Below are 22,697 nucleotides of genomic sequence, written 5' to 3' on the forward strand. Positions count from 1 at the left end.
CGTCACCACCGCCGTCACCATCAAGAACGTCGGCACCGTCGCCGCCGGCACCTTCACCCTCACCCCCAGTGCCTGCACGCAGACCACCAATGGCGCCCTGAACGGTTCCGCCACCGACCTCTGCAGCCAGATGACCGTCGTCGTCACCAACACCACCACCAACGTCGTCGTCTACTCCGGCACCCTCGCCGGCTTCTCGGCCCAGAAGAACCTCCTCAGCGCCACCGTCACCTCCGTCCCCGCCGGCACGAGCACCGGGTTCTCCTTCGCCGTCACCCTCCCCTCCACCGTCGGCAACACCTACCAGGGCCTCGGCGTCACCCAGCCCCTCCTCTGGTCCTTCTCCAGCTAGCACCTCGAACCCGCCATCCCCAGCAGCAGGGCCGCCCACTCCGGGCGGCCCTGCTGTCGTTCGTCCGGGTGCCGTCGCAACCCTGCTGCAAATGTCGAGCGATCCGCGCGCCGGCGGGCCCGGCGGCCCATGTCCGCGGGGGTGCCGGGTCGAATCGCTCGCGATTTGCGCACGGGTGCAGGATGGGCCCATGCCCTCGCGCCCGCATCTGGTCCGCAGCCTCTGGACCCTGTTCGAACCCGTCCACGCCCTCACCTACTTCTCCGCCGAGGCTCGCGCAGCCTTCGCCGACGTCGGGCTGAAGCGCTATTGGGACGGCTACTTCGCCGGCCGCTCCGCCCCGCTCGGTGCTGTCACCGCCGCTCCGGTCGTCGCGCTGTTCAGCGGCTTCTCCCCCTTCCTCGCAGGTCGGGCGCTGCCGGCGGTCTGGTCGGTGGCGTCTCCCGAACGGGTCCTCGAGGCGAGGATGCACGGTGCCGCCGCCACGATCGCCCGCTACGTGCCCGATCCCTCCGTCGTCGCGCCTGCCGCCGACGCCCTCGCCGAGGTGGCGTCCCGTGTCGACGTCGCGGGCCGCCCTCTCGCCGCCGCGAACGCCGCCCTTCCCGTCCCCGCCGACCCCTACGAGCGCCTCTGGCAGGCGGCGACCACCCTTCGTGAGCACCGCGGCGACGGCCACGTCACGGCGCTGGTCTCGAAGGGGATCGCCGGACTCACCACCATCGTGCTCCGCAGCGGGGTCGACCTCGACGCGGCCCGGATGAAGGGCGCGCGCGGGTGGAGCGACGAGGCGTGGGATGCAGAACGGCAGCGCCTCGTCGAGCGCGGACTCCTGGCATCCACCGGAGGGATCACCGCCGAGGGCACCGCAGCGCTCGATCGGGCGGAGGACCTGACGAACGAGCTGGCGTCCGGGCCGTGGTCGTCGTCGTCGCATGCCGAGCTGCTCGAGGTCGCACGACTCCTGGGTCCGGTCGGGCTGGCGTGCAGTGCGGAGTTCCCGTTCCCCAACCCGATCGGCCTGCCCGCGCCGTGGGATCCGGTGGGGGATCCGTCCGGGGAGGCCGTGCCCGTGCATCCCGCGCCCTTGCGCTCTGCCTCCTGACTCCGTCCGCCCGCCCGCCGCGCCCTGCCCTGCCCCGCCCGCCCTGCCCTGTGACTCGTTCCTGTCGCAAATGTCGAGCGATCCTGGCCACGGCGGGCTCCGACCCCCATGCCTGCGGGGGCGCCCGGATGGATCACTCGCGATTTGCGCCCGCACGCACGACGAAGGGCCCGCCACCGAGGTGACGGGCCCTTCGTGAAGCAGGCTGGGGCTAGAGGCCCGGGTGCTGCTCCTGCGAGGTGGGGGGTGCGACGACCGACACGACCGGAGTGGCCGGGGCGACGGTGGGCGCGGGAGCCTGAGTGGCCGGGGCGGGCGCGGCTGCGGCAGTCGCAGCAGCGGCGGTCGCGGGGGCGGCCTTCTCGTCGGCCTTCATCTCGGACTTGAAGATGCGCATGGACTGGCCGACACCACGGGCGAGGGCGGGGAGCTTGGTAGCGCCGAACAGGAGCACGACGATGCCGAGGATGATGAGGAGGTGCCAACCACCGAGGTCACGCAGCATGGGATCTTCCTTTCGGGACTGGTACCACCAGAACGACACTCAGTCGATGCGGCGACGCGAGGGCGTCTGTCCAGTGACAACCAGGGTAACCCGACTTCGGCCATAACGGGAGCCCGGTTCTTTACCACGGAGTGCCTTGCCAGACACGAGAACGAAACACCGTCGAGGTAGAACCCGCTCGGCATGGGCGTCGAAAGCCGGCCTCAGGCCCCGAGCCGCCCGGTGAGCCGCCGATGGAATCCGGTGCTCCGCTCGTCGAGCCCCTCGATGGCCACCGTCGCACCCCCGGCCCGGTACTTCGTCTCGATGGAGTCGAGGGCGGCGACGGTCGAGGCGTCCCAGATCTGGGCCCGGGACAGGTCGACGGTCACGAGCGCCGGGTCGATCGAGTACGAGAACCGGTCGACGAGGTCGTTGCTGCTGCCGAAGAAGAGCGGGCCGACGACCGCGTAGTGCACGGAGGCGCCGTCCGGCGAGGCGGTACGGGTCACGTCGATCACGTGCGCGACCCGCCGCGCGAACAGCACCATGGCGAGCACGACGCCGACGATCACCCCGAGCGCGAGGTTGTTCGACACGACGACGACGGCCACCGTGACCGCCATCACCAGAGTCTCGGGGACGGGCATCCTGCGCAGTGTCGAAGGTTTCACGCTGTTCCAGTCGACGGTCGTGACGGCCACGACCATCATCACCGCGGCCAGGGCCACCATCGGGATCTGCCCCATGACCGAGCTGAGCCCGGTGACGAGGGCGAGCAGGAAGACCCCCGCCACGAAAGTCGAGATACGGGTGCGGGCGCGACCGGTCTTCACGTTCAGGATCGTCTGGCCGATCATCGCGCAGCCGGCGATACCGCCGTAGAACCCGGCGAGGATGTTCGAGACACCCAGCGCCCACGACTCGCGGCCCTTGTGCGACGGGGTGTCGGTCATCTCGTCGACGAGCTTGGCGGTGAGCAGCGTCTCCATGAGCCCGACGAAGGCGACGCTCAGCGCGGTCGGCCAGATCAGCTGCAGCGTGCCGAGGTCGAGCGGGACGGCGAGCACGGTGATCGAGGGCAGGTGGCCAGTCAGCGGACCCTCGTCGGCGACGTTCGGCACGACGAGGTGGGCGACGATCACGACCGCGGTCACCACGACGATCGCGATGAGCGGCGACGGAACGGCCTTCGTGAAGCGCGGCACCACGAAGATGATCGCGAACGTCAGCGCGAACAGGAGGTACGCGAGCCACGGCACGTTCAGCACGTGGGGCACCTGGGCGGTGAAGATCAGGACGCCGAGAGCGTTCACGAACCCGGTCATGACCGAGCGGGGGATGAACCGCATCAGTCGAGCGAGGCCCGCCAGTCCGAACACGATCTGGATGACGCCCGCGAGGATCACGGTCGGAAGCAGGTACTGCACGCCGTGCGCGTGGACCAGCGGCGCGATGACGAGCGCCACCGATCCGGCTGCGGCCGTGATGACACCGGGGCGTCCGCCGAGGATCGACATGGTGAGCGACAGCACGATGGAGGCGACGAGGCTCACCATCGGGTCGACGCCCGCGACGATCGAGAACGAGATCACCTCGGGCACCAGGGCGAGGGTCGTCACGAGGCCCGCGAGCACCTCGCGCGAGAGCTGCGGGGGCGAGCGGAGAGCGCCGAGGACGGTGAAGCGGGCCGGGGCGGCGACGGGGGATGCAGCCGCTGCCTCGGTCGGGCTGTCGGCGAGGGCCACGGCGACTCCTGTCGGGTAGGTGTCGAGCCTAGCCGGGCCGTGGGGCGGGCTGTGTCCGGTGCGCTCGCTGTGGCCGCCGCGGCGCTGCGAGGCGACGCGGTTCGGCCATGGCGCCCTGTCCGCGGCGCTGGCACGACGGCCGATCCGCGTCGGGTCAGGCCCGGCCCGGCTCGGCTCGGCTCGTTTGCCGCGCGGCAGACGAAGGGCCCCGGAGCGACGTGCGCTCCGGGGCCCTCGGTGTTTCAGTCGATCAGGCGATCAGTCCTGGAGCGCGCGGCGACGACGCGCCACGACGACCAGGCCGGCACCGGCGAGCAGCAGGAATCCGGCGACGCCGTACAGCGGGCCGTCGTTCGAGCCGGTGAAGGCCAGGGTGGCGGGCTTCGCGGCGGCGGCGGCTGCGGCGGTGGTCGTGCCGGTGGCGGCGGTGGTCACCGCGGCCGGTGCGGCGACGAGGAACTCACGCAGGTCCGAGCCGGTGGAGTTGTCGGGGAAGCCGTCGAGTGTCGGCGGAGTCGCGTCAGCGTTGGCCGCGTCGTCCGCATAGGCCGTCCAGTCGCCGGGCGCCAACGTCTGCGTCACGGACCAATTGCCCTGGGAGTCGACGAGCACGAACGGAGTCGGCTGGTACGAGTTGATGTCGAAGTTCTTGACCTCTGCCTGCTGGGCAGGGGTGGCGTCACCGTTCTGGACGGCGTATACGGCCGTCGGCAGGGCGAAGACGGACACGTACGTTCCCGGCTGAGAGGTCCCCGAGAAGGTCACCTGCACGCCCGAAGTCGATCCCGAGGCCGGCTTGACGAAGACGGGCTCGAGAACCACGGGTGCGGTCGGGAGTGTCAGGTTCACCGTGACCAGGCCGTTGTCGTCGTACTGGTGGACCTTCACCGTCTCTGCGTTGGGGGCGGTCGGGGTGAAGAGGAGGGTGGCGGTCCAGGTTCCGTCGGTGCCGACGAGAATTCGTCCGGGCGTGTTGCCTCCCGCGGCGTCGAAGGAGATGTAGTCCCCAGCGGTGCCCCTACCGGTGAACACGACGTTGCGGCGCGTGCTCGCGAAACCGTTCGCCGGAGTCAGGACCCGGAGGGTCGAGGCGGCCTGGGTGACGCCGACCACGATCGAAGGATCGTTGAGGTCTTCGCCGTCCGAGGTGGTGCCCTGGGCCTGGATGGTGGCGGTGCCGGCGTAGGTCTCCGTAACCGTTGCGGAGAAATGCCCCGTCCCGTCGACGGTGGCCGGGAAGGACTTCGAGGCAGTGACGACGTTGATGGTCGAGCCGATCGGCGCGGTGCCCGTCACCGGGAAGGGCGTGCCGGTAACAACGCTGGAGTTCGCGGCGGGGGTGGTGATGGCGATCGACGGGAGGGTGACGGACTCGTTCTGGGTCTCGTCCGCGCCGCTGGGATCCGAGACGATCTGCAGCTGCTGATGCGTGTCGAAGGTGTTGTCGAAGGTCGTGGTCAACTCCCACGCACCGGTGGTCGGATCAGCGGTCTCTTCGTCGTAGGGGCTGGTGGGATCGGTCGGGTCGATCAATTGGATGTCCACGCCCGGGGTGGTGGTGCCCTTGTAGTCGACCGTGAAGGTCGACGGCGTCGGAGTCGAGCTGGTGACGGTGAGGGTGGCCGGGGCAGCGGAGGCGGGCCCCGCGGCGAGCAGGGCTCCACCGAGGGCGAGGGTCAGCGCGGTCGGGATGACCAACGCCTTCCGGAGGGTGATCGTGAGCACGGAGCGGTGTTCCTTCGGGTGAGGTGGCGCGACGAAGCGCAGACGTCGATTCCCGATCGATTCCTCGACCTGATCGACTTGCACGATCCCCCGGAGTCGCCGTAGCGCACGACCCCAGCAGGGTCGTCTGAGTGAGAAGCTATCAGTTTGCACAGCGTGCAAAGCACCCCCGTTCGAGGGTCTTTTGACGACGTGCGCAAAACGGCTAGCGCGGCGCCGGCCCCGTCGACGACCGCACGACCAGGGTCGGCGGCACGAGCGTCGTCCGCGCCGGCAGCGACGGGTCGGCGATGCGCGAGAGCAGTGCCCGCACCACCTCCGTGCCGAGCGACGCCCCGCGGTCGTCGACGGTCGTGATGTCGACCAGGTGCGCCCCGGCGAGCGGCGAGTTGTCGTAGCCGACGACCGACACGTCACCCGGCACCGACAGCCCCTCATCGCGCAGGGCCCCGAGGGCTCCGACGGCCATCGTGTCGTTGGCCGTGAACACGGCGGAGACGGTGGGATGCCCGGCCAGCACTTCTCGCGTCGCCGCGAACCCGGCCTCCTCCGTCGTCTCGAGGCCGTGCCCCACGACGATCGGGGTGAGCCGTGCATCCCCCATCGCCCTCTCGTAGCCGCGCAGGCGGTTGGCCGCGGACCCGCCGAGGCCCGTGACGTGGGCGATGGCGGTGTGGCCGAGGGAGACGAGGTGCTCGACGGCCAGCCGGGAGCCGAGCTCTTCGTCGATGGCGACGACGTCGGCGCCGGGGATCACCCCGGCACGGCCACCGGCGACCACGGTGGGGATGCGCGCGGCACCCGGCCCGGTGAGGGCGTCGATCACATCGGGCGTCGGCTCGGCGGCGATGACGAGCCCCTCGACCCGCATGCCCAGAAAAGCCTCGACGGGGCTGCGCCCGAGGTGCGCGTTGAGCTGCGTGTCGGCGACGGTGAGGGAGAAGCGCTGGCCGAACAGCTCGTCGTCCATGCCGCGGATCAGGTTGACGAACCAGAGGTTGGTGTAGTCGTCGATCAGTACGCCGATGCCGTGGGTCCGGTTTCCCGCCAGCGCGGACGCGGCCAGACTCGGCCGGTAACCGAGCTCGTCGATGGCGGCCTGCACGGCCAGGCGGCGCTTCTCGCTGACGCCGACACCGCCCCGCAGCACGAGCGACACGAGCGACTTGGAGACGCCGGCGCGCTCGGCGACGTCGTAGATCGTCGGCCCAGCCGAATCGCGCATCCTGCCTCCTTGACGAGTCCGACCTCAAGTATGTACTGTCATCTCAGCCCGAACTTGTAGCGCTCCATTTTTTATCAGACAAGCAACCGACACAGCCGTTCCGACAGCAGTGTTTCGAAGGAGAAACCCATGGCAGACAGCATCGGCGTCGCCGTCATCGGCGCGGGAATGGCCGGCAAGGCCCACGCCGCCGCCTACCGAGTCGCCCCCTCGCTCTATCGCCCGACCCTGCCCGAGATCCGCCTCGTGTCGATCGGCGACGTCAACGCCGAGTTCGGCTCGCTCGCCGCCCGGCGCTTCGGCTACTCGCGCCACGACACCTCTTGGCAGGCCATCGCCGAGGCGCCCGACATCGACGTGGTCAGCGTCGTCGTCGCCAACTCGCTGCACCGCGAGATCGTCGAGGGCCTCCTCGCCGCGGGCAAGCACGTGCTCTGCGAGAAGCCCCTCAGCGATTCGATCGAGGATGCCCGAGCCATGGCCTCGGCCGCCGCCACCGCCTCGACCACCGCCCGCATCGGTTTCACGTTCCGCCGCACTCCCGGCATCGCGTACATCCGCGAGCTCATCCGGACCGGCGTGCTCGGCGACGTCCTCCACTTCTCCGGCCGCTACTGGACCGACTACGGTTCCGACCCCAAGGGGCCGATGAGCTGGCGCTTCACAGGGCCGGCGGGATCCGGGGCGCTCGCCGATGTGGGCAGCCACCTCTCGTACGTGGCCGAGTTCCTCGCCGGCGGGGTGAAGGAGGTCAGCGGCGGCCGTCTGGCGACCGTCATCACCGAGCGTCCCCTTCCCCTGGGCGCGGTCATGGGGCACGACCACGCCGAGGTCTCCGACGAGTACGACGCCGTCACGAACGACGACTACGCCACCTTCTCGGCCGCGTTCGAGCACGGGGTCGGCGACCTCGCCGTCTCCCGGGTCGCGGCCGGCCATGCCAACAGCCTCATCTTCGAGGTGTTCTGCGAGAACGGCTCGGCGCGGTTCGACCAGCGTCGGCCCGCCGAGATCGAGCTCTTCCTGAACGACGACAGCGCGGATCACAGCGGGGCAGCGCGGAACGGTTACCGTCAGGTCGTGCTCGGGCCCGCGCATCCCTATATCTCGGGGGGTCTCGCGATGGACGCCCCCAGCGTCGGTTTCGGCCAGAACGACGCCTTCGCCTACCAGGCCCGTGCCTTCCTCGACGAGGTCGCCGGCTTCTCCGAGGAGGAGTCGCTGCCCCGCAACGCCTCGTTCGACGAGGGCGTGCACAACATGGAACTCCTCGCCGCGGTGACAGCCTCGGCCGAGAACGACGGAAAGAAGGTCACCCTGTGAAGCTCGGCGTCTACAACGCGATCCAGCACGACCGCCCCCTGTCCGAAGCGCTGACGATCATCGGCGATCTCGGCCTGACCGGCATCGAGCTCAACTCGGGCGGATTCCTTCCCCCGGTGCACATCCCGAACATCGACGAGATCGCGACCTCGAAGGCGGCCGCCGACGAGTATCTCCGGGTCTTCGAGGGCACTGGCGTCGAGATCGCCGGGCTCAACTGCAACGGCAACCCGCTGCACCCGAACCGGGTCATCGGCGACGTCCACGCCGCCGACATCCGTACTTCGATCCTCGCGGCGGCGAACCTGGGGCAGACGCGCGTGGTGACGATGTCGGGACTGCCCGGCGGGTCGCCGACCGAACAGCACCCGAACTGGCAGGTCAACGCCTGGAACTCGGCCTCGCTCGACATGATCGACCGCCAGTTCGACGTCGCCGTGGCGTTCTGGAAGGAGATCGACCAGCTCGCCCGCGACAACGGCGTGAAGGTCGCTCTGGAGCTGCACCCGCAGAACCTCGTCTTCAACCCGGCCGGCATCCGACGCCTGGTCGAGCAGGGCGGCCTGACGAACATCGGCGTCGAACTCGACGCGAGTCACCTCTTCTGGCAGCAGATGGACCCGGTGGCCGTCGTCCGCAACCTCGGCCCGCTGGTGTTCCATGCGGCGGCGAAAGACGTGCGGATCAACCCGGCGGCGGCGATCAACGGCGTGCTCGACAACTCGTTCCGCAAGCTCGACCCGTCCGAGAAGCGCACGAACCTCGGCGGCGACGAGTGGGCGAACGAGTGGCCGAAGGAATCGGCGTGGGACTTCGTCGCCCTGGGCAAGGGGCACGACACCGCGTACTGGACCGAGTTCCTCCGCGCGCTGCGCGAGGTCGACCCGGACATCGCCGTCAACATCGAGCACGAGGACGTCTCGCTCGGGGCCATCGAAGGGCTCGAGATCGCGGCCGGTGTGCTGAAGGACGCCGACGCGGCCCTCGCCGCCACCGTCTGACACTTGCTGCGCTGGTCGTGGCGTAGGCGCTACGTTCTACCCATGACCAGCCAGCGCCTGTTCGCCGTCCTGCGCCTCCTCTTCGCGGCCCTCGGCCTGGTGGCCGTCGCCTCGCAGTTCGGCGTGACGCTCGCGAACCACTACAGCATTCCGAACTTCTTCTCCTACTTCACCAACCTCAGCAACCTCATCACCATCGTCGTGTTCGTCATCGGTGCGGTGCGGATCCTGCGAGGCGTGCCCGACACGCGCGCCTGGAACGTTGTGCGGTTCTGCAACACGGTCAACATGGTGTTCGTCGGCCTCGTCTTCAACATCCTGCTCACCGGTGGTGACGTCGGTGCGGTGATCCCGTGGGTCAACACCATCGTGCACATCGTGATGCCGATCGTCGTGCTGCTCGACTGGATCGTCCTGCCGCCGGCCGCTCGGCTGCGGCTCGTCACGGCGGTCGTCGGGTTGATCTTCCCGGTCGCCTACAGCGTCTACTCGCTGATCCGCGGGGCGGCGATCGGCTTCTACCCTTACCCCTTCTACAACCCGGCCAAGGTGGGCGGCTACGGCGGCGTCACGCTGTACCTGATCGCGCTGATCGTCGGGCTCATCGTCCTGGCCCTGATCGTGGTGCTGATCACGTGGGCGCGCCGTCCGGCCGGAGCGCGGGCGCGGGATCGGGTGCGCGCGTAGCTGCTGCCGGTGCGGCTGCTCCGGCTGAGGTCGGCGCGTGCATCCCGCGTCATGTAATGGACCGGTCCAGCTTGCGGCAGTAATGTCAGGACAAACAAGGAGGTTCGAAATGACAACGAATGATGCACGGCCCTTGCGCCTGGGAATCGTCGGCTACGGCGCGGGTGGACGCTACTTCCACGCGCCTTTCGTCCAGGCGGCCGACGGTGTCGAGCTGGTGGGCATCGTCGCCCGCTCCGCCGACAAGAAGGCGCAGGTCGAGGCCGAACTGCCCGGCGTCCCCACTTTCGACAGCCTGACCGACCTGCTCGCCGCGGGTGTCGACGCGGTGACGATCACGACGCCGCCGCAGACCCGCCACGACCTCGTGCTCGAGGCGATCGCAGCCGGGGTGCACGTCGTCGCCGACAAGCCGTTCGCGCCGACCGCCGCCGCTGCCGCCGAGCTCGCCGATGCCGCGGACGAGGCCGGCGTCGTGCTCGGGGTCTATCACAACCGCCGTTTCGACACCGACATCCGCACCCTGGCCGCGGTGGTCGCGGGCGGCGAGCTGGGCGACCTCTGGCGCTTCTACTCCCGCTTCGACCTCGACGAGCCGGGTTCGATCGAGGCCGGTCCCGACGGCGGGCTGCTGCGCGACATGGGCACGCACGTCGTCGACCAGGCGATCTGGCTGCTGGGCGACGTGGCCGAGGTCTCCGCCGAGCTCGACTGGATCGACCTTCCCGAGGGCCGCACCGACGCGGGCTTCGCGATCACCCTGCGCCACACCTCGGGCGTCACCTCGTACGTGTCGTCGTCGAAGGCGAACCACGTGGCAGCCAGACAGCTGCTCGTCTACGGCTCGGGCGGCAGCTACGAGTCGAACGGCACCGACGTACAGGCGGCGCAGATCTTCTCCGGTCGCCGCCCCGCCGCCGACAAGGACGGCTGGGGCTACGAGGACGAGTCGCGCTGGGGAGTCCTCCGCACGGCCGCCGGCGACAAGCCGGTGCCGAGCGAGCAGGGCGCCTACTTCGAGTTCTACGAGCAGTTCGCGGCGGCGGTGCGCGGAGAGGGGCCGGTGCCGTCGGATGCCCGGGCCGGCGTTCGCACCCTGGCCGTCCTCGACGCGGCGCGGCGCAGTGCCGAGCAGGGTGGGTGGCAGGCGCCGGTGGTGCCGTAGGGCGCGTTGCGGTGGCGGGCCCGCTGCTGCTGCGGGCCCGCCGCCGCTGCCGGCCCGCTCTGCGGGTGACTCCAGAACATGCCGCTCATGTTCGGCCGCGGCTGCACTTTCTGGAGTCGGCGCCGACCGCGGGTCCGCCACCGAGGCGCCGCGGTGCAGCAAGCGCGCGGGATGCACGGAGCAGCGTCATAGCAAACGAACAGCCGCCGCATCGAAGCCCCGAAGTTCGCGGCCGTAGCGTTCGAGGATCGCCGGTACGTGCATCCCCCGCTCTGCTCTGCCGGCCACCCGACAGAAGGAGCCCCTCATGACCTCCACCGCCACCGCGCCGACCCGCACCGCGAGCCTCGTCTCGAGCCGCAGCTCGACCCCGTTCGTCGTCGACCTCGCCGCCCCGTGGGCACCCGTCATCGCGTTCTCGCTGCAGCGCGTGACCAAGACCTACCGTCAGGGGCGGCACAGCCTCCGCGCGCTGAAGCGGGTCGACCTCGAGATCGCGCCTGGCGAATCGGTGGCGCTCCACGGTCCGGCGGGCAGCGGAAAGTCGACGCTGCTGCACCTGTTGGCCGGGCTCGAGCGCCCCACGAGCGGGGCGATCGCGCTCGGAACCCACGACCTGACCGGAGCCGGCGACCGCACCCTGTCGCTGATCCGCACGCTCGAGGTCGGCTTCGTCTTCTCGCGGGTCGGCCTGATCTCCACCCTGACCGCGGCCGAGAACGTGGTCGCGACTCCGACGATGGCCGACGTGCCGCCCGCGGATCGGCGGCGAAGCGCTCTGGCGGCGCTCGAGTCCGTGGGCCTCGCCGACCAGGCGGATCGTCTGGCGGCCGAGCTGTCGGAATCGCAGAGGCAGCGCGTCGCCCTCGCCCGAGCCCTGGTCAACGAGCCGACGGTGCTGCTGGTGGACGAGCCCGGCGCCACGCTCGACAGCTCGGCGCGGGCGGAGTTCCTCGACCTGCTCGACGGGGTCCGGCGCGACCGCGGCCTCACGCTCGTGGTCGCGACCGACGACGCCTCGGTCGCTGCCCACTGCTCGCGTCGGCTGGCGCTGAAGAACGGCCGGGTCGCCGAGGCGCGCTAGGTGTGTGGGGGCCGCTGGCTCGGTGGCCCGCTGGGCCGGTGGCCCGGTGGCCCGCGGCCCGCGGCCCGCTTGCTCGCTGGCACGCGGGTTCGGCTGCCCGACGGCCCGCTTGCCCGACGGCCCGGTCGGGTGCTCGCTCGGCCGTCGGGTCGGGTGCTTTCGGCTTGTGCACGTGGTTTCGCGCCGCGGCGCGAAACCACGCACCCCCGGCGAAACAACGCGACGGGTACCCGGCGCGGACACCGTCGGCCCAACGGCCGCCGACACCGTGACCGCCACGGCGACAAGTCGCCCCGCTTTACGTAAGTCGCCCTGCCGTGACGGGGCGACGTACGTAAAACGGGGCGACTTGCAGACGGTGGGATGCCGCGCCCTGCGACCCGCTGCCTCGACCGCGAGTCGCTGCCTCAACCGTGCACCACTGCCGCGACTGTGCGTCGCTGCCGCGAGGGTCCCCCGCCGCATCGACGGTGCTACGCCGCACCCACGCCCCGCCCGCGCACCGCCCCGCAAGACCCGGGCCGTCAGACGCCGCACCCCCACCCCCCACAAACACCGCCCCACAAACCCGCGCCGTCAGACCCCGCGCCCCACACCGCGCCCCGGAGCCGAGCTGTCGTACCCGGCCTCGTCGAGCAGGGCATCCTCCACCTCTTTGTCGTCGGGCCCGAGCCGCGCGCGCCGCTGTGCGAGCAGCCGTTCATACCAGGCCTCGTCGTCGGGGTCGCCGTAGCGCCGGTCGTGCTCGCGCGTGATCAGCACGATGTACATCACGATGCCGACGAGCCCGGCGATGAACGCGGCGATCGCGACCCACAGCGTCGGCCCGTAGTCGATGACGGGCTTGAGCAGGGGCGTCGGGCGCACGACGACGGCGGGCGTCTCGCGGACCATCTGCCCGTAAGCGGCGACGTAGGTCGGAAGCTGCAGCTTGCTCTGCAGGTCGGGCAGGTCGATAACGGCGACCTCGTTCGTGCCGGCGATGTCGGTCCGGTCGGCGATCGGGCCCTCCGTCGCGGCGAGCCGGGCCACGACTGTGACCGTTCCGGACGTCGGAGCGGGCACGGAGTCGGGCGCATCGTGCTTCGTGCCCGTTGCGAGCCAGCCGCGGTCGACGATGAACACCGACCCGTTCGCCGTCTCGAGCGGCACGAGCACTTCGAAGCCGGGATTGTCGTTGTACGAGCGGTCGCGCGCGAGGTACGTCTTGTTCGTCAGGTAGTGGCCGGTGACGCGCACCTGCCGGAACTCGTCGGCGGCGTCGTACGAGGTGCGGCTCGGCAGCAGCGTCGACAGGGCCACCGGAGCCCGGTCGTAGTTGGCGCTCTGCAGGTCGGCCGCCGCGACGACCGTGCCCCGCACCTGCCACTGGCTGTACGAGCCGACGAAGCAGATGGCCACGAAGACGAGCGTGCCGAGGGCGTACGCCAGCCACTTGGTCTCGAAGACGAACCGCCACTGCTGCACCTTGCAACCGTAATGCTCTCCGGCCATGAGTCTGCTGCGGGTCCGGTCGCCGGGGTTGTGCCGCTGGCAACTCAGGTCAGACGTCGCGCTCAGGCCCCTACGAGGCTCCAGCGCGCTATCCGTCCTGATTTGCCCGCCGCCGAAAACCACACCCCAGAGCGTGGGATGCCCCTCCCCACCGCCCGGCGAACCGCGAGCACCCCCGGCCTCCGCTTCCTCCCCTCCTCATCCGTGGCATCACCCCGCCCCGGCACGACCGACGGCAGCGCACCAAGGGCCGAGCCCAGCCCCAGGCCGCCGCCAGCCCAAGGGCCGCTGCCAGCCGGCGAGAGGACACTCGGGCCATGACCGACGACGAGACCGAACCGACGGCCGACGAGACGCAGAAGCGATTCGTCGGCCACCAGGACGTCACGTCGTGGTCGACCCCCGCCGGCAGGACGCTGGCACGGGAGCACCGTCGCCTCACAGAGGTTCTTGGAGAGCACGGCGCCCTCCTCGCGTCGCTGGCGGTCGGCGGCGCGATCTCCGTCGTCACCGCGTACTCCGCCTCTCGCATCTTCGACTCCGTCTCGGGCAGCACGGGCATCCAGTCCCTCGACAAGCCCATCCTCGCGGCCGCCAAACGGCTCCGGTCGCCGGCGTTGGACTTCACCGCGGCGAGCATCGCCCGCGTCTTCGGTCCGATCGGCATGCCGGCTCTGACTCTCGGTGCAGCCGCGATCCTGTCCCGCCGTCGTCACACTCGCGCACCGTTGACCTTGCTGGTCTCCGCGGGAACGGGTTCCCTGCTGATGACCCTCAGCGGAAAGGGCATGATCCGGCGGAACCGACCCGGCCGTTCCGACGCGATCGCGCCGTACGAGACATCCCCCTCGTTCCCCTCCGGCCACACGCTCAACGCGACCACCATCGCCGGCACCCTCGCGTATCTGCTGGTCCTCGGCCAGGAGAAGCAGCTTCCGCAGGCCGCCATCATCGCCGCGGGGGCCGGCACGGCGACGGCTGTCGGCCTGAGTCGGGTTCTCCTCGGGGCGCACTGGTTCACGGACGTCCTCGTCGGGTGGACGACCGGAACCGGGTGGCTGGGTCTCGTGGTCACGAGTCACCGCCTCTACCTGACGAGCAAGAAGAAGAGCGGGCCCCAGGCGCCGCGCGAGGAGGGCTGACCCGGCCGCTGGCCGGAGACTCGGACGGGCTCGGGCGGACTCCGGCGGGCTCCGGCCGCCCGGCGACGGCTCAGGCGGGCCCCGGCGGGCTGCAGACAGCTCCGCAGGGCTCCGCCGATCGCCCACATGTGAGGCCCGGCCGAGGTCATCCGTACTGTGAGGGCATGACCGACCCCCAGACCGCCGCGGTCATCTACAACCCCATCAAAGTCGACATCGACCTGCTCCGATCGACCGTCGGCCACGAAGCCGGACAGGCCGGTTGGGCCGAGAGCTTGTGGTTCGAGACGTCCGAAGAAGACGTCGGGCAGGATGCCACCGCCAGAGCCCTCGAGAAAGGCGTTGACCTGGTCATCGTCGCCGGTGGTGACGGCACCGTCCGAGCCGTCGTCGAAGCCGTCCGAGGTCACGACGTCCCTGTCGCGCTGCTGCCGTCCGGCACCGGGAACCTGCTCGCCCGCAACCTGGAGATGTCCCTCGACGACGTGCCCGGGAGCATCCACGCCGCCTTCACCGGAGCGGAACGCTCCATCGACGTCGGCATGATCCGGATCGAACGCGACGACAAGAGCCGGGACGAACACGCATTCGTCGTCATGGCGGGTCTTGGTCTGGACGCCAAGATGATCGCCAACACCGACGAAGGCCTCAAGAAGAAGGCCGGCTGGGCCGCGTACCTCAAAGCCATGGCCGTCTCCCTTCGCGACAAGGGCGAACTGCACGTGCGGTTCCGGTTGAACGACGGCAGACCGCTCCGAGCGACCGTCCACACGCTCATCCTCGCCAACTGCGGCTCGCTGCCGGGCAACATCCTCCTGCTGCCCGATGCGGTCCTCGACGACGGGCTGTTCGATCTCCTCATGGCACGCCCCGGCGGCCCGATCGGCTGGGTGAGGACTCTGGCGAAGGTGATCTGGGCGAACCAGATCGTCCGCCGCACGAAGACCGGCCACGATCTCGCCGGCCAGCAGAAGAACGATGGCGATCTCCACTTCGAGACGACCACCGATCTCGTTGCACGGTTCTCTCGCCCCGAGGAGATCGAGCTCGACGGAGACGGTTTCGGCAAGGCCGTCGCCTTCAAGGCGTGGGTCGAGCCCGGCTCGCTCCGGGTCCGCACCGCGACCGCGCCGTAATGCGGACGGGCGGCACCGCACCGGAGAGCAGCCCCGAGATCAGGACGTACCGGATCCCCACAACGGCAACGGGGGAGGATGCGCCCACCTTCGTCCTCCTGCACGGAATCGGACTCTCTCACCGGTTCTACGGTCGACTCGGCCGTGCCCTGTCCCGCACCGGACCCGTGGTGTCGTTCGATCTACCCGGTTTCGGCCCGACCCGGCACCCCGGCCGGCGGCTCAGCGTCGAAGACCACGCCGCCCTCGTCGCCGCGCAGCTCACCCGCCTGTCCACCGGGCCCGTCGTCGTGATCGGGCACTCCATGGGCGCCCAGTTCGCGACGGAGCTGGCCCGCACGTACCCGCACTTGGTCAGCCACGTCATCCTGATCGGGCCGGTGGTCGACGCTGCTCACCGCACCCTCCGGGCTCAGGCGTGGGCTCTGCTGCGAGATGCGCCGCTCGAGCCGCCGCGGACCCAGACTGCGGCCCTCTTCGACTACGTCCGGTGTGGCATCCCCTGGTTCCTCACCGAGGCCTTCGCCATGCGCGACTACCCCACCCACGAGCGGATCGTGGACGTGTCCCAACCGCTCCTCGTGCTCCGCGGCGAGCACGACCCCATCGCCAAGGCCGCCTGGTGCCACCACCTCGCCCAGCTCACCTCGGCCGGTACCGTCGAAACGCCGCCGCGCACTCGGCACAACGCGCCCCACGCTCGGCCCGAGGCCGTGGCGGAGGCCGTCCGGCGCTTCGTGCAGGAGCATGTGTAGCGCTCGCCGTCGACTGAAGACGATCCTGATTATGACCTCGCCGAGGTCGATGCGTCTGCGCCGTGGCACCCGCAAGATGTGGACCGAGAGCGTGGGATGCACGGGCCGGGCTTTGTAGCTACTCGTGACAGCGACGGGGCTGGGAGGTCGCAACGGTCCGAATCCGGACACCCGAGCTCGTTTCCAGCCGGGACGATGAGCACCCTGACGTCAGCCGCTATGACGGTTTGTTGGATCCCTAAGGCTAAAGGCAAGAGGTGACCGGCACTTCATGACAAAAACTCTAGACTCACTCCCATGGATGCTCCGCAGCAGGCTTGGCACTACACAACGGCTGCGGGCCTCCTCAGCATTATCGGGCGTAGTCGCCTATGGGCGACCTCTGCGGCGTTCATGAACGATCGTGACGAGATCCTTATCGGTCGCCATGCTCTACAGGCGGCCATCGACAATCACGTGCCACCTCTTGAAAAGTGGCAACTGGACCAGCTAAGCCGCCTCGGCGTGATGAAGGAGGGTGACGCCCACCGGGTTTTTCTGCTCTGTGCTGCTCTCGATGGTGATGCGCTGACCTTGTGGCGAAGCTACGGCGTGGGCAGCGAGGCTGAGTATGCCATCGAACTCGACGCCACCGTCGCGCTCCTGCCTGTGGAGCAGAACGACTTGGATTTCCATCCCGAGCCCGCGCCACCGGGGTGGGGCGATGACGCCAAAGACTTCGATGATGAGGGTCGGGCAATCACTACGTATGACGTCGATCAAGGTGTCGCGTATGGCGGTGATTGGGGCAATGTTGACTACCTGGACGTGAAAAGCTTCGCCGCCAGAGATCTTCTAGAAAACCTCCTGCGAGGCATGAAGAAGCCCAAGCCGGGGCACAGAACCATCCCGTTTTTCCTGGATTTCCTTGCCGGCCCCGACCCCACCGTGATGTTCAAGCATCCTGGCGTTAGCGATGAGGTTGAGGTTCGAGCAACTTGGGCAGTGCAGCCTTGGTGGAGGTTCGTGCTGTATCGAGCTGGTCGCTTCGGCATCACTCCTTACATCGAGGTCGCGTCCAAAGCTGAGAGCGTCGGCCAGATCGGCTACGAGAACTTCCTCAGGACCGACCAAGTCGGGCGCTTACCTATCCGTTCGATCCGAATCGGCCCAACGGGTGCTGCAGACATCGCCGAGAAGAGCCTTCGGGCTTTCCTCGACGCCAATGGGTACGGCGACGTCAGGATCGAACGGAGTTCGACCCCGTACCGCTGATGTTTCCTTCGAGGTGGAAGGTAGCCGCAACTTAGAAGATAACCGAACGTGCAACGGCGGTCGGGCCCTGTGCTGGGGAGCACCCTTGACCGGACTTACTGGCCACACCGAGTGTCGGCGGGTCCTCGCACGCTCGCCACATGGCGAAGTTTCGAGTGGTCGTGAGCGACAAGGCACTGGCGGAAGTGTTCGAGCAGATCGCAACGGCGGTTAGCGAGGCGGACGCCTCCTTCCGGTCCACTCACGAGGGGTACCCCGAGGAGATCGTCCGGGCGGATGCCGCATCGGCTCTGCCCATCGACCTCACCGGCGAGGGCGTCGACGCCTACGCTCTCGCGATGGCTACGGGCCAGGACTTCGAGTTTCAGCTAGGCGGGTAACGACAGCAGGAACGTGCCGAGCTGCGTGGCGAGAATGCCGCCGAGGGCACCGGCCCCACCCTTGCCAAGTGAATTGATCATCGATTTAACAATGCCGCGGACCCGTCCGGGTTCAGATTCGCTCGCCAGTTCGCCGCGCAGCTCCTCGTTGGCTGCGGCGACCTCCCGTTGAATCTCCTCCCCGAGTGCGGGCAGGGATTGGTCGACAGCGTCGGCCATCTTGGTCGCCTCGACGGCCCACTCCGCATTGTTGGTCAGGGTCTGCTGCACGTTCTCGCCGCCCTGCACGACGTTGGCGGAGCCGTGAATGTGCGCGGTGTAAGTGTTGGTGACGGCTGAACTCGGAGCGGGGTCCGAGACGGATCGGTTGTTCTCCACGGTGAAGAGTCCCTTTGCAGTCAGTGTCGGATGAATGGGTGAGTCATCGCCCCAAGTGCCCTGACCCTCGATGAAGCGGCCCTCGCGCAACCAGGTCGCAGCCTTCGACACGTCCTGCTCGGTGTACGGCAGTCCAAAGTACGTGAGGCCGGACTTCAAGAAGTCATCTCGGGTCGGGTAGCGGTCGTGCACCTCGATCTCCTCGTACAGCCAGCGCAGGTAAACGTCGCGCAGGTCGATGCGCCGCTCGATCACGGCGGACCGGGCACCGTTGAACGCCTCCCAGGCGTCAACGCCAGGACCCTTCATGAAGGCAGACGAGGCTCCGCCGAAGCGCTGGTCGTAGAGGATGAGCCCACGCTGGCCGAGGATCTTCATGTCCTCGTTGATCGTGTCGCGCTCGTATGGCACACCAGCATGGTCGGCAAGCTCGAAGACGCTGACGGGCTGCCCTGTGACCCCACCGCCTATCTCGATAATGACGCCGAGAAGTTGGTAGCGACGAACGTCGGCATGTGGGAGCTGACGGAGACTGTTTGCCATGGCGCCTCATTTCTCTTGTGCCCACAACGCTACTGACGACCCCCGACAGGAACGGGACGGGTGCAGGCGAGAGGAAGGCATCCAGAAGACCACTCCGGCCAGCTCCAGAGATCGTGGGCCGTTCAGCCAGGGGCTGGGGGCATCCGCGACTGCCGATGCTGAGGAGGCGCTAAAAGCCGATGAGTTTGGATCTAACTAGCCGTGCTGGATCCGCCGCCTGGCTCATCAGCGGACGCCGCCTCGATGAGCTCCTGGTAGCTCGGCCCCGCGGCGACCTCCGCAGCAGCATCGTGGGCGTCCCGCTGGAACTTATCCACAGGCGGAAAACGATCGGGCTTGGCGGCCGGTGATTTCGACGGGTAGTGCTGGATACGGATAGGCCGTGTTTCCGGGTCGCTCTCATAAAGGCCCATGCCGTCTCCTCCAAGTAAGTAGATCGTGGCAGAGCGTCAGCAGCCGGGCAACTCGTCGGGCTCCGGGTGGCTCCGCGCAATCAGGCGACGTATGTCGGCCTCGTGCTGGATCATCCATGCCACGACCGAGTTCAGTGTCCGACCGGTCTTAAGCCAAGGTCGCCGCCCGCCGTCGTCACGGCAGTACGCATAGCTGTGAAGGATCCACACCCCGTCGCGGTTCTCTGTGATGACGTAGCCCAGCGGGGGAGAGGGCGGCTGCTGCACAACCCAAAACCCGAACGAGCCGTGAGCCCAAGGGTGCGACTGTGGAGGCCGGCGCAGCATCCGCTCGACGCTCTCACCGCTGCCGTGAACTCCCATGAGTCGATCTGACCAGCACCCTCCGACAACTTTAAAGTGTGCAACAAGGATGGAAGGACACGCCCCCGCCGCCCTGGCTCTGGAGAGTGAGCGACGGGCCCAGATCCTGCAATCGAGGAGTGTCGAGGTTTTGCGCCCTGTCCTGTCGCCACTTCGCTTACGGGCTACCTCTATCCACCTGGCCGGAAACTTGCTATTTTTCGCCAAGGACGCCCAGCCCCCGCGGCCGAAGTTCGCGACGCTTGTCGTGGTCAATTCGTGCTGGGCTCGTCGTTCCCTGATCCGGTGATGGGCCCAGCACGACTCCCGTCTTTCGCCGATACGCTCCGAGCATGACCCCGGACGAACTAGCCGAGCTGACAGCTGACGCCGTATCTTCCCTCGGCGGGCAGAGTCTCCGCATCGTGGACGCGGCAACCAGTGTCGAGAGCAAGCCTGGCCTTTACGCTATCTGGGCTGACCAATTGACGTGGCGGGAGCTTGGTATCGAGTGGCGGGGCGCATCGTTTCCCCTGTACGTCGGTAAGTCCGAGAGCAGCCTCCTCGGTCGTGAGGTGAACACACACTTCGACGCGGGGAGTAGCAGCGCCTCCAAGACTGGCTCCTCAACGGTTCGCCGCTCCTTTGCCGCGCTCCTCGCATCATCGCTCGACCTGCAAGGCATCCCTAGGAACGTCGAGAAGCCCGGCTACTTCTCGACCTACTCAATCCGACCCGCCGACGACGCTCGGCTGACGGCATGGATGCATGAGCACCTGAGCCTTTCCATCTGGGGCTACCCGACGACTGCGGCCGTCCTTCTCGACCTCGTGGAGACAGAGGTCATCCGAGCTTGGGACCCGCCAATCAACATCCAGAAGGTACCGTCGAGTCGAGCTGAGCTGAAGGCAGCGAGGTCGCTCCTCGCTCGTCAAGCAGCGGCCTGGACTCCAATTAGCTGGGGGCTTACTTCGCCTTCTTGGCAGCCTTTGCTGCGGCTTTCTTTGCCTTCATCGAGTCAATCTGGCGCTGCTTCGCTTCGAGCCGAAGCTTGAGTTTGGCTTCCTTCATGCGGTGCTTGGCTTCGGCCTGCAGCTCTCGCGGGCTCCGGTTCTTGGAACCTGGTGGTCGACCCATAGTTGCTTTCCCCTCGTGGATGACGTGAACTTTTATCGTATCTTCCGAGAACGCATGCACAGAGTCCCCAGGTCTGGGGTCCGAAGTATGAGTCATGGGCGAGAAAGACCGGCACGGACGTGCCTAGGGAGTGCGGCTGGTGCTCCTCGATGGACCGCCCCGCGTGGGAGAGGCGCATCCTGGCCGGTACTCCGGTCTCGGTCGTAGCGGCTGACACGCCGTACTCGGTCAGCGCCGCTAACCGTCACCTGCGTCAGCACCTCCGCCCGGCCCTGTCAGCAGAAGTGCTGTCTCCGGCTGCCGACCTGCACGTCTCCGACTTCGCAGAAAAGCTTGTGTCACTGGTGTCCTCGGCGCACAGCGTCAGGCGCTACGCCGAATCGACAGCCAACCCTCGCCTGATCCTCCAGTCCATCAAGACAGAGGCGGACGTGCTCGAGACGATCATGCGTCGTCTCGGCATCGACTCCGAGGAAGGAGCCGAGGACTACGTGCAGGCCCGAAAGCTGACCTCCGCCGTCGGGGCACTGGTCCGCTCCGGCGACCACCCCGAGTTCTAGATGCTCTCGCCAAGCGCCTCGAAGAAGACGAGGCACGACAACTGTCCGATCAAATCCGTGCCCTCGCGGCCAGCAGTCACCACACCTAAGGAGCAGAACGTGCCGAACCAATCAGAACGCAAAGTCGTGGAGCTGACCGCCGTCCACGCTGGCGCCGTCGTCGGCCTGAGCGCTGAGGCAGTGGCCATGCCGCAGTACATCGACCTCGGCGAAGAGGGCGTCGGCTCTCTACAGATGGAGGACGGGACGAACCTCGCCGACGTGATCCTCGACCCGGACGAGCAGTTACGCCGTTACGGCCGTGTCGTCGCTCGGCTCGTCCCAGCCTCCGAGGCCAGACTGTGAGCGCGGCAGACACCCTCGTCGGTGAGGAGATTCATTTCTTTGGTTCCATCACGGTCATGGTCGACGACTTCCGGTCTTGGGTCGCAGCCTACGGTTCCGTCGTCTCGATCACGGCGGAGATGGTCGAGTCCAGCCGGGACCGCCACGGCGACTCATGGCTGGACCTCGCGGACGACGCAAGTCGGCAGGAGCGCCGATGGGGGCAGGTCATGTTTGCTCGTGGCCCCTGGCCTGACGGGCTCCCGCGCTTGCTTCCCGGAAGTGATGACTGGGCCGAGGCCAGAGAGAACGCCCGCAAGGCAGCTCACCACCTTCTCACCCCCGACGAGCGCCGCGCGGCCCTCGCCACCGTCGAGATGGAGTACGGCCCCGCGCCAAAGACGAGCCGCACCATTCTGAAACTGACCGGCGATGCCCGTGGGTAACCGTGACGCCAGCTACCGCTACCGGCTCGAAGTGCTGTTCGCTTTTCAGATGGCGTTCCTCGAAGTCCGGAACGCCGACGTAACCCGCAGCCTGTCGCAGCGCCTCCTGGATGGATCGGAACGAGGAGACATCCTCGGGATCGACACCTGGCTATTCAAGGTTCGGAACGCTCGCAACATTGACTTTTCCGAGGCCATGGACGCGGCACGTTTCGAGGCGCAGGCAGCCAGCGTGGAGAACTTCGCCGCCATCCAATCCCACCGAAACCGCTCCATCAACGACTCCTACGTCGTGATGCCCCTGAGCCAGCTCACCCGCCTCTTGCGAGACGGCATGAGCGCACAACTTCACTCCGAAGAACGCGACGGCATCGCGCGGACTGAGTGAAGCGGCAGCCTGGTCGCGTCCAACTCCTTGACGGCGTGACCAGGTACGCGGTGGCGGTCCTCCTTTCGGAGCAGGAACTAGGACCGCCACCGGTCGTCGATCAAGT

General features: G+C 68.2%; 22 protein-coding genes and 1 pseudogene. 17 read left to right on the forward strand and 6 right to left on the reverse strand.

Annotated features, from left to right (window positions below):
• A pseudogene (locus tag ABEA39_RS12000) lies at positions 1-352 on the forward strand (hypothetical protein); the annotation flags it as partial.
• Positions 353-542: 190 nt separating this feature from the next.
• On the forward strand, positions 543-1,457 hold the full coding sequence (locus ABEA39_RS12005; protein WP_345376127.1) for an SCO6745 family protein: 915 nt from the start codon (positions 543-545) through the stop codon (positions 1,455-1,457).
• Positions 1,458-1,668: 211 nt separating this feature from the next.
• On the opposite strand, the gene tatA is transcribed toward ABEA39_RS12005, so the two are convergent.
• The 4 genes from tatA to ABEA39_RS12025 form a co-directional block, all read right to left on the reverse strand.
• Positions 1,669-1,962: a twin-arginine translocase TatA/TatE family subunit gene (gene tatA / locus ABEA39_RS12010; protein ID WP_345376128.1), complete on the reverse strand. Its 294-nt coding sequence runs from the start codon at positions 1,960-1,962 to the stop codon at positions 1,669-1,671.
• 203 nt (positions 1,963-2,165) lie between these two features.
• Entirely contained in the window at positions 2,166-3,578 is a 1,413-nt protein-coding gene (locus tag ABEA39_RS12015; protein ID WP_459076811.1) for a SulP family inorganic anion transporter, read from the reverse strand.
• Between the two features lie 369 nt (positions 3,579-3,947).
• Positions 3,948-5,414 carry an LPXTG cell wall anchor domain-containing protein gene (locus ABEA39_RS12020; protein ID WP_345376130.1) on the reverse strand — a complete coding sequence of 489 codons (1,467 nt, stop codon included), beginning with the start codon at positions 5,412-5,414 and terminating at the stop codon, positions 3,948-3,950.
• A gap of 205 nt (positions 5,415-5,619) precedes the next feature.
• A complete protein-coding gene (locus ABEA39_RS12025; protein WP_345376131.1) occupies positions 5,620-6,639 on the reverse strand; it encodes a LacI family DNA-binding transcriptional regulator in 1,020 nt (339 codons plus the stop codon).
• Positions 6,640-6,768: 129 nt separating this feature from the next.
• On the opposite strand from ABEA39_RS12025, the gene ABEA39_RS12030 reads away from it, so the two are divergent.
• From ABEA39_RS12030 to ABEA39_RS12050, 5 genes are all read left to right on the forward strand, one after another.
• A complete protein-coding gene (locus ABEA39_RS12030) occupies positions 6,769-7,962 on the forward strand; it encodes a Gfo/Idh/MocA family protein (RefSeq protein ID WP_345376132.1) in 1,194 nt (397 codons plus the stop codon).
• Positions 7,959-8,963, forward strand: a complete 1,005-nt coding sequence (locus ABEA39_RS12035; protein WP_345376133.1) for a sugar phosphate isomerase/epimerase family protein — start codon at positions 7,959-7,961, stop codon at positions 8,961-8,963. Before ABEA39_RS12030 ends, ABEA39_RS12035 begins: the two co-directional genes overlap by 4 nt.
• A gap of 42 nt (positions 8,964-9,005) precedes the next feature.
• Positions 9,006-9,650, forward strand: a complete 645-nt coding sequence (locus ABEA39_RS12040) for a Pr6Pr family membrane protein (protein ID WP_345376134.1) — start codon at positions 9,006-9,008, stop codon at positions 9,648-9,650.
• 109 nt (positions 9,651-9,759) lie between these two features.
• Entirely contained in the window at positions 9,760-10,815 is a 1,056-nt protein-coding gene (locus tag ABEA39_RS12045) for a Gfo/Idh/MocA family protein (RefSeq protein ID WP_345376135.1), read from the forward strand.
• Positions 10,816-11,122: 307 nt separating this feature from the next.
• On the forward strand, positions 11,123-11,899 hold the full coding sequence (locus tag ABEA39_RS12050) for an ABC transporter ATP-binding protein (RefSeq protein WP_345376136.1): 777 nt from the start codon (positions 11,123-11,125) through the stop codon (positions 11,897-11,899).
• A 576-nt stretch (positions 11,900-12,475) separates the two neighbouring features.
• On the opposite strand, the gene ABEA39_RS12055 is transcribed toward ABEA39_RS12050, so the two are convergent.
• Entirely contained in the window at positions 12,476-13,393 is a 918-nt protein-coding gene (locus ABEA39_RS12055) for an SURF1 family protein (RefSeq protein ID WP_345376137.1), read from the reverse strand.
• Between the two features lie 317 nt (positions 13,394-13,710).
• Here ABEA39_RS12055 and ABEA39_RS12060 point away from each other — a divergent pair, with 317 nt between their 5' ends.
• The 5 genes from ABEA39_RS12060 to ABEA39_RS12080 all read left to right on the forward strand — a co-directional run bounded on the left by ABEA39_RS12060 (position 13,711) and on the right by ABEA39_RS12080 (position 18,060).
• The gene (locus ABEA39_RS12060) at positions 13,711-14,535 is read left to right on the forward strand and encodes a phosphatase PAP2 family protein (RefSeq protein ID WP_345376138.1); all 825 of its coding nucleotides are present in this window, start codon (positions 13,711-13,713) and stop codon (positions 14,533-14,535) included.
• Between the two features lie 164 nt (positions 14,536-14,699).
• Positions 14,700-15,671 (forward strand): diacylglycerol/lipid kinase family protein, encoded by a 972-nt coding sequence (locus tag ABEA39_RS12065; protein ID WP_345376139.1) that lies wholly within the window; start codon positions 14,700-14,702, stop codon positions 15,669-15,671.
• Entirely contained in the window at positions 15,671-16,426 is a 756-nt protein-coding gene (locus ABEA39_RS12070) for an alpha/beta fold hydrolase (RefSeq protein WP_345376140.1), read from the forward strand. Before ABEA39_RS12065 ends, ABEA39_RS12070 begins: the two co-directional genes overlap by 1 nt.
• 297 nt (positions 16,427-16,723) lie before the next feature.
• On the forward strand, positions 16,724-17,680 hold the full coding sequence (locus ABEA39_RS12075; RefSeq protein WP_345376141.1) for a hypothetical protein: 957 nt from the start codon (positions 16,724-16,726) through the stop codon (positions 17,678-17,680).
• Positions 17,681-17,820: 140 nt separating this feature from the next.
• Positions 17,821-18,060, forward strand: coding sequence for a hypothetical protein (locus ABEA39_RS12080; protein ID WP_345376144.1), 240 nt, complete (start codon positions 17,821-17,823; stop codon positions 18,058-18,060).
• Here ABEA39_RS12080 and ABEA39_RS12085 read toward each other — a convergent pair.
• Complete coding sequence (locus ABEA39_RS12085) at positions 18,049-18,981, reverse strand: hypothetical protein (protein ID WP_345376145.1); 933 nt, start codon at positions 18,979-18,981, stop codon at positions 18,049-18,051. The genes ABEA39_RS12080 and ABEA39_RS12085 overlap by 12 nt on opposite strands.
• 1,108 nt (positions 18,982-20,089) lie before the next feature.
• Between ABEA39_RS12085 and ABEA39_RS12090 the strand changes: the two genes are divergently transcribed.
• The 5 genes from ABEA39_RS12090 (at position 20,090) to ABEA39_RS12110 (ending at position 22,591) form a co-directional block, all read left to right on the forward strand.
• Entirely contained in the window at positions 20,090-20,791 is a 702-nt protein-coding gene (locus ABEA39_RS12090) for a GIY-YIG nuclease family protein (protein ID WP_345376146.1), read from the forward strand.
• Between the two features lie 231 nt (positions 20,792-21,022).
• Positions 21,023-21,433: a hypothetical protein gene (locus ABEA39_RS12095; protein WP_345376147.1), complete on the forward strand. Its 411-nt coding sequence runs from the start codon at positions 21,023-21,025 to the stop codon at positions 21,431-21,433.
• Between the two features lie 99 nt (positions 21,434-21,532).
• Positions 21,533-21,778, forward strand: coding sequence for a hypothetical protein (locus tag ABEA39_RS12100; RefSeq protein ID WP_345376148.1), 246 nt, complete (start codon positions 21,533-21,535; stop codon positions 21,776-21,778).
• Positions 21,775-22,203: a hypothetical protein gene (locus ABEA39_RS12105; protein WP_345376149.1), complete on the forward strand. Its 429-nt coding sequence runs from the start codon at positions 21,775-21,777 to the stop codon at positions 22,201-22,203. Before ABEA39_RS12100 ends, ABEA39_RS12105 begins: the two co-directional genes overlap by 4 nt.
• A complete protein-coding gene (locus ABEA39_RS12110; protein WP_345376150.1) occupies positions 22,190-22,591 on the forward strand; it encodes a hypothetical protein in 402 nt (133 codons plus the stop codon). Before ABEA39_RS12105 ends, ABEA39_RS12110 begins: the two co-directional genes overlap by 14 nt.
• Positions 22,592-22,697: the final 106 nt, after the last annotated feature.

Origin of the sequence: Frondihabitans cladoniiphilus (assembly GCF_039544345.1) — a bacterium.
Taxonomy (GTDB): Bacteria; Actinomycetota; Actinomycetes; order Actinomycetales; family Microbacteriaceae; genus Frondihabitans; species Frondihabitans cladoniiphilus.

Excerpts from the sequence above, each read along its gene's own strand:
- ABEA39_RS12005 (WP_345376127.1), top strand. The coding sequence starts at position 543 with ATGCCCTCGCGCCCGCATCTGGTCCGCAGCCTCTGGACCCTGTTCGAA.
- tatA (WP_345376128.1), bottom strand. The coding sequence starts at position 1,962 with ATGCTGCGTGACCTCGGTGGTTGGCACCTCCTCATCATCCTCGGCATC.
- ABEA39_RS12025 (WP_345376131.1), bottom strand. The coding sequence starts at position 6,639 with ATGCGCGATTCGGCTGGGCCGACGATCTACGACGTCGCCGAGCGCGCC.
- ABEA39_RS12030 (WP_345376132.1), top strand. The coding sequence starts at position 6,769 with ATGGCAGACAGCATCGGCGTCGCCGTCATCGGCGCGGGAATGGCCGGC.
- ABEA39_RS12040 (WP_345376134.1), top strand. The coding sequence starts at position 9,006 with ATGACCAGCCAGCGCCTGTTCGCCGTCCTGCGCCTCCTCTTCGCGGCC.
- ABEA39_RS12045 (WP_345376135.1), top strand. The coding sequence starts at position 9,760 with ATGACAACGAATGATGCACGGCCCTTGCGCCTGGGAATCGTCGGCTAC.
- ABEA39_RS12050 (WP_345376136.1), top strand. The coding sequence starts at position 11,123 with ATGACCTCCACCGCCACCGCGCCGACCCGCACCGCGAGCCTCGTCTCG.
- ABEA39_RS12055 (WP_345376137.1), bottom strand. The coding sequence starts at position 13,393 with ATGGCCGGAGAGCATTACGGTTGCAAGGTGCAGCAGTGGCGGTTCGTC.
- ABEA39_RS12060 (WP_345376138.1), top strand. The coding sequence starts at position 13,711 with ATGACCGACGACGAGACCGAACCGACGGCCGACGAGACGCAGAAGCGA.
- ABEA39_RS12065 (WP_345376139.1), top strand. The coding sequence starts at position 14,700 with ATGACCGACCCCCAGACCGCCGCGGTCATCTACAACCCCATCAAAGTC.
- ABEA39_RS12070 (WP_345376140.1), top strand. The coding sequence starts at position 15,671 with ATGCGGACGGGCGGCACCGCACCGGAGAGCAGCCCCGAGATCAGGACG.
- ABEA39_RS12075 (WP_345376141.1), top strand. The coding sequence starts at position 16,724 with ATGGATGCTCCGCAGCAGGCTTGGCACTACACAACGGCTGCGGGCCTC.
- ABEA39_RS12080 (WP_345376144.1), top strand. The coding sequence starts at position 17,821 with ATGGCGAAGTTTCGAGTGGTCGTGAGCGACAAGGCACTGGCGGAAGTG.
- ABEA39_RS12085 (WP_345376145.1), bottom strand. The coding sequence starts at position 18,981 with ATGGCAAACAGTCTCCGTCAGCTCCCACATGCCGACGTTCGTCGCTAC.
- ABEA39_RS12090 (WP_345376146.1), top strand. The coding sequence starts at position 20,090 with ATGACCCCGGACGAACTAGCCGAGCTGACAGCTGACGCCGTATCTTCC.
- ABEA39_RS12095 (WP_345376147.1), top strand. The coding sequence starts at position 21,023 with ATGGACCGCCCCGCGTGGGAGAGGCGCATCCTGGCCGGTACTCCGGTC.
- ABEA39_RS12110 (WP_345376150.1), top strand. The coding sequence starts at position 22,190 with ATGCCCGTGGGTAACCGTGACGCCAGCTACCGCTACCGGCTCGAAGTG.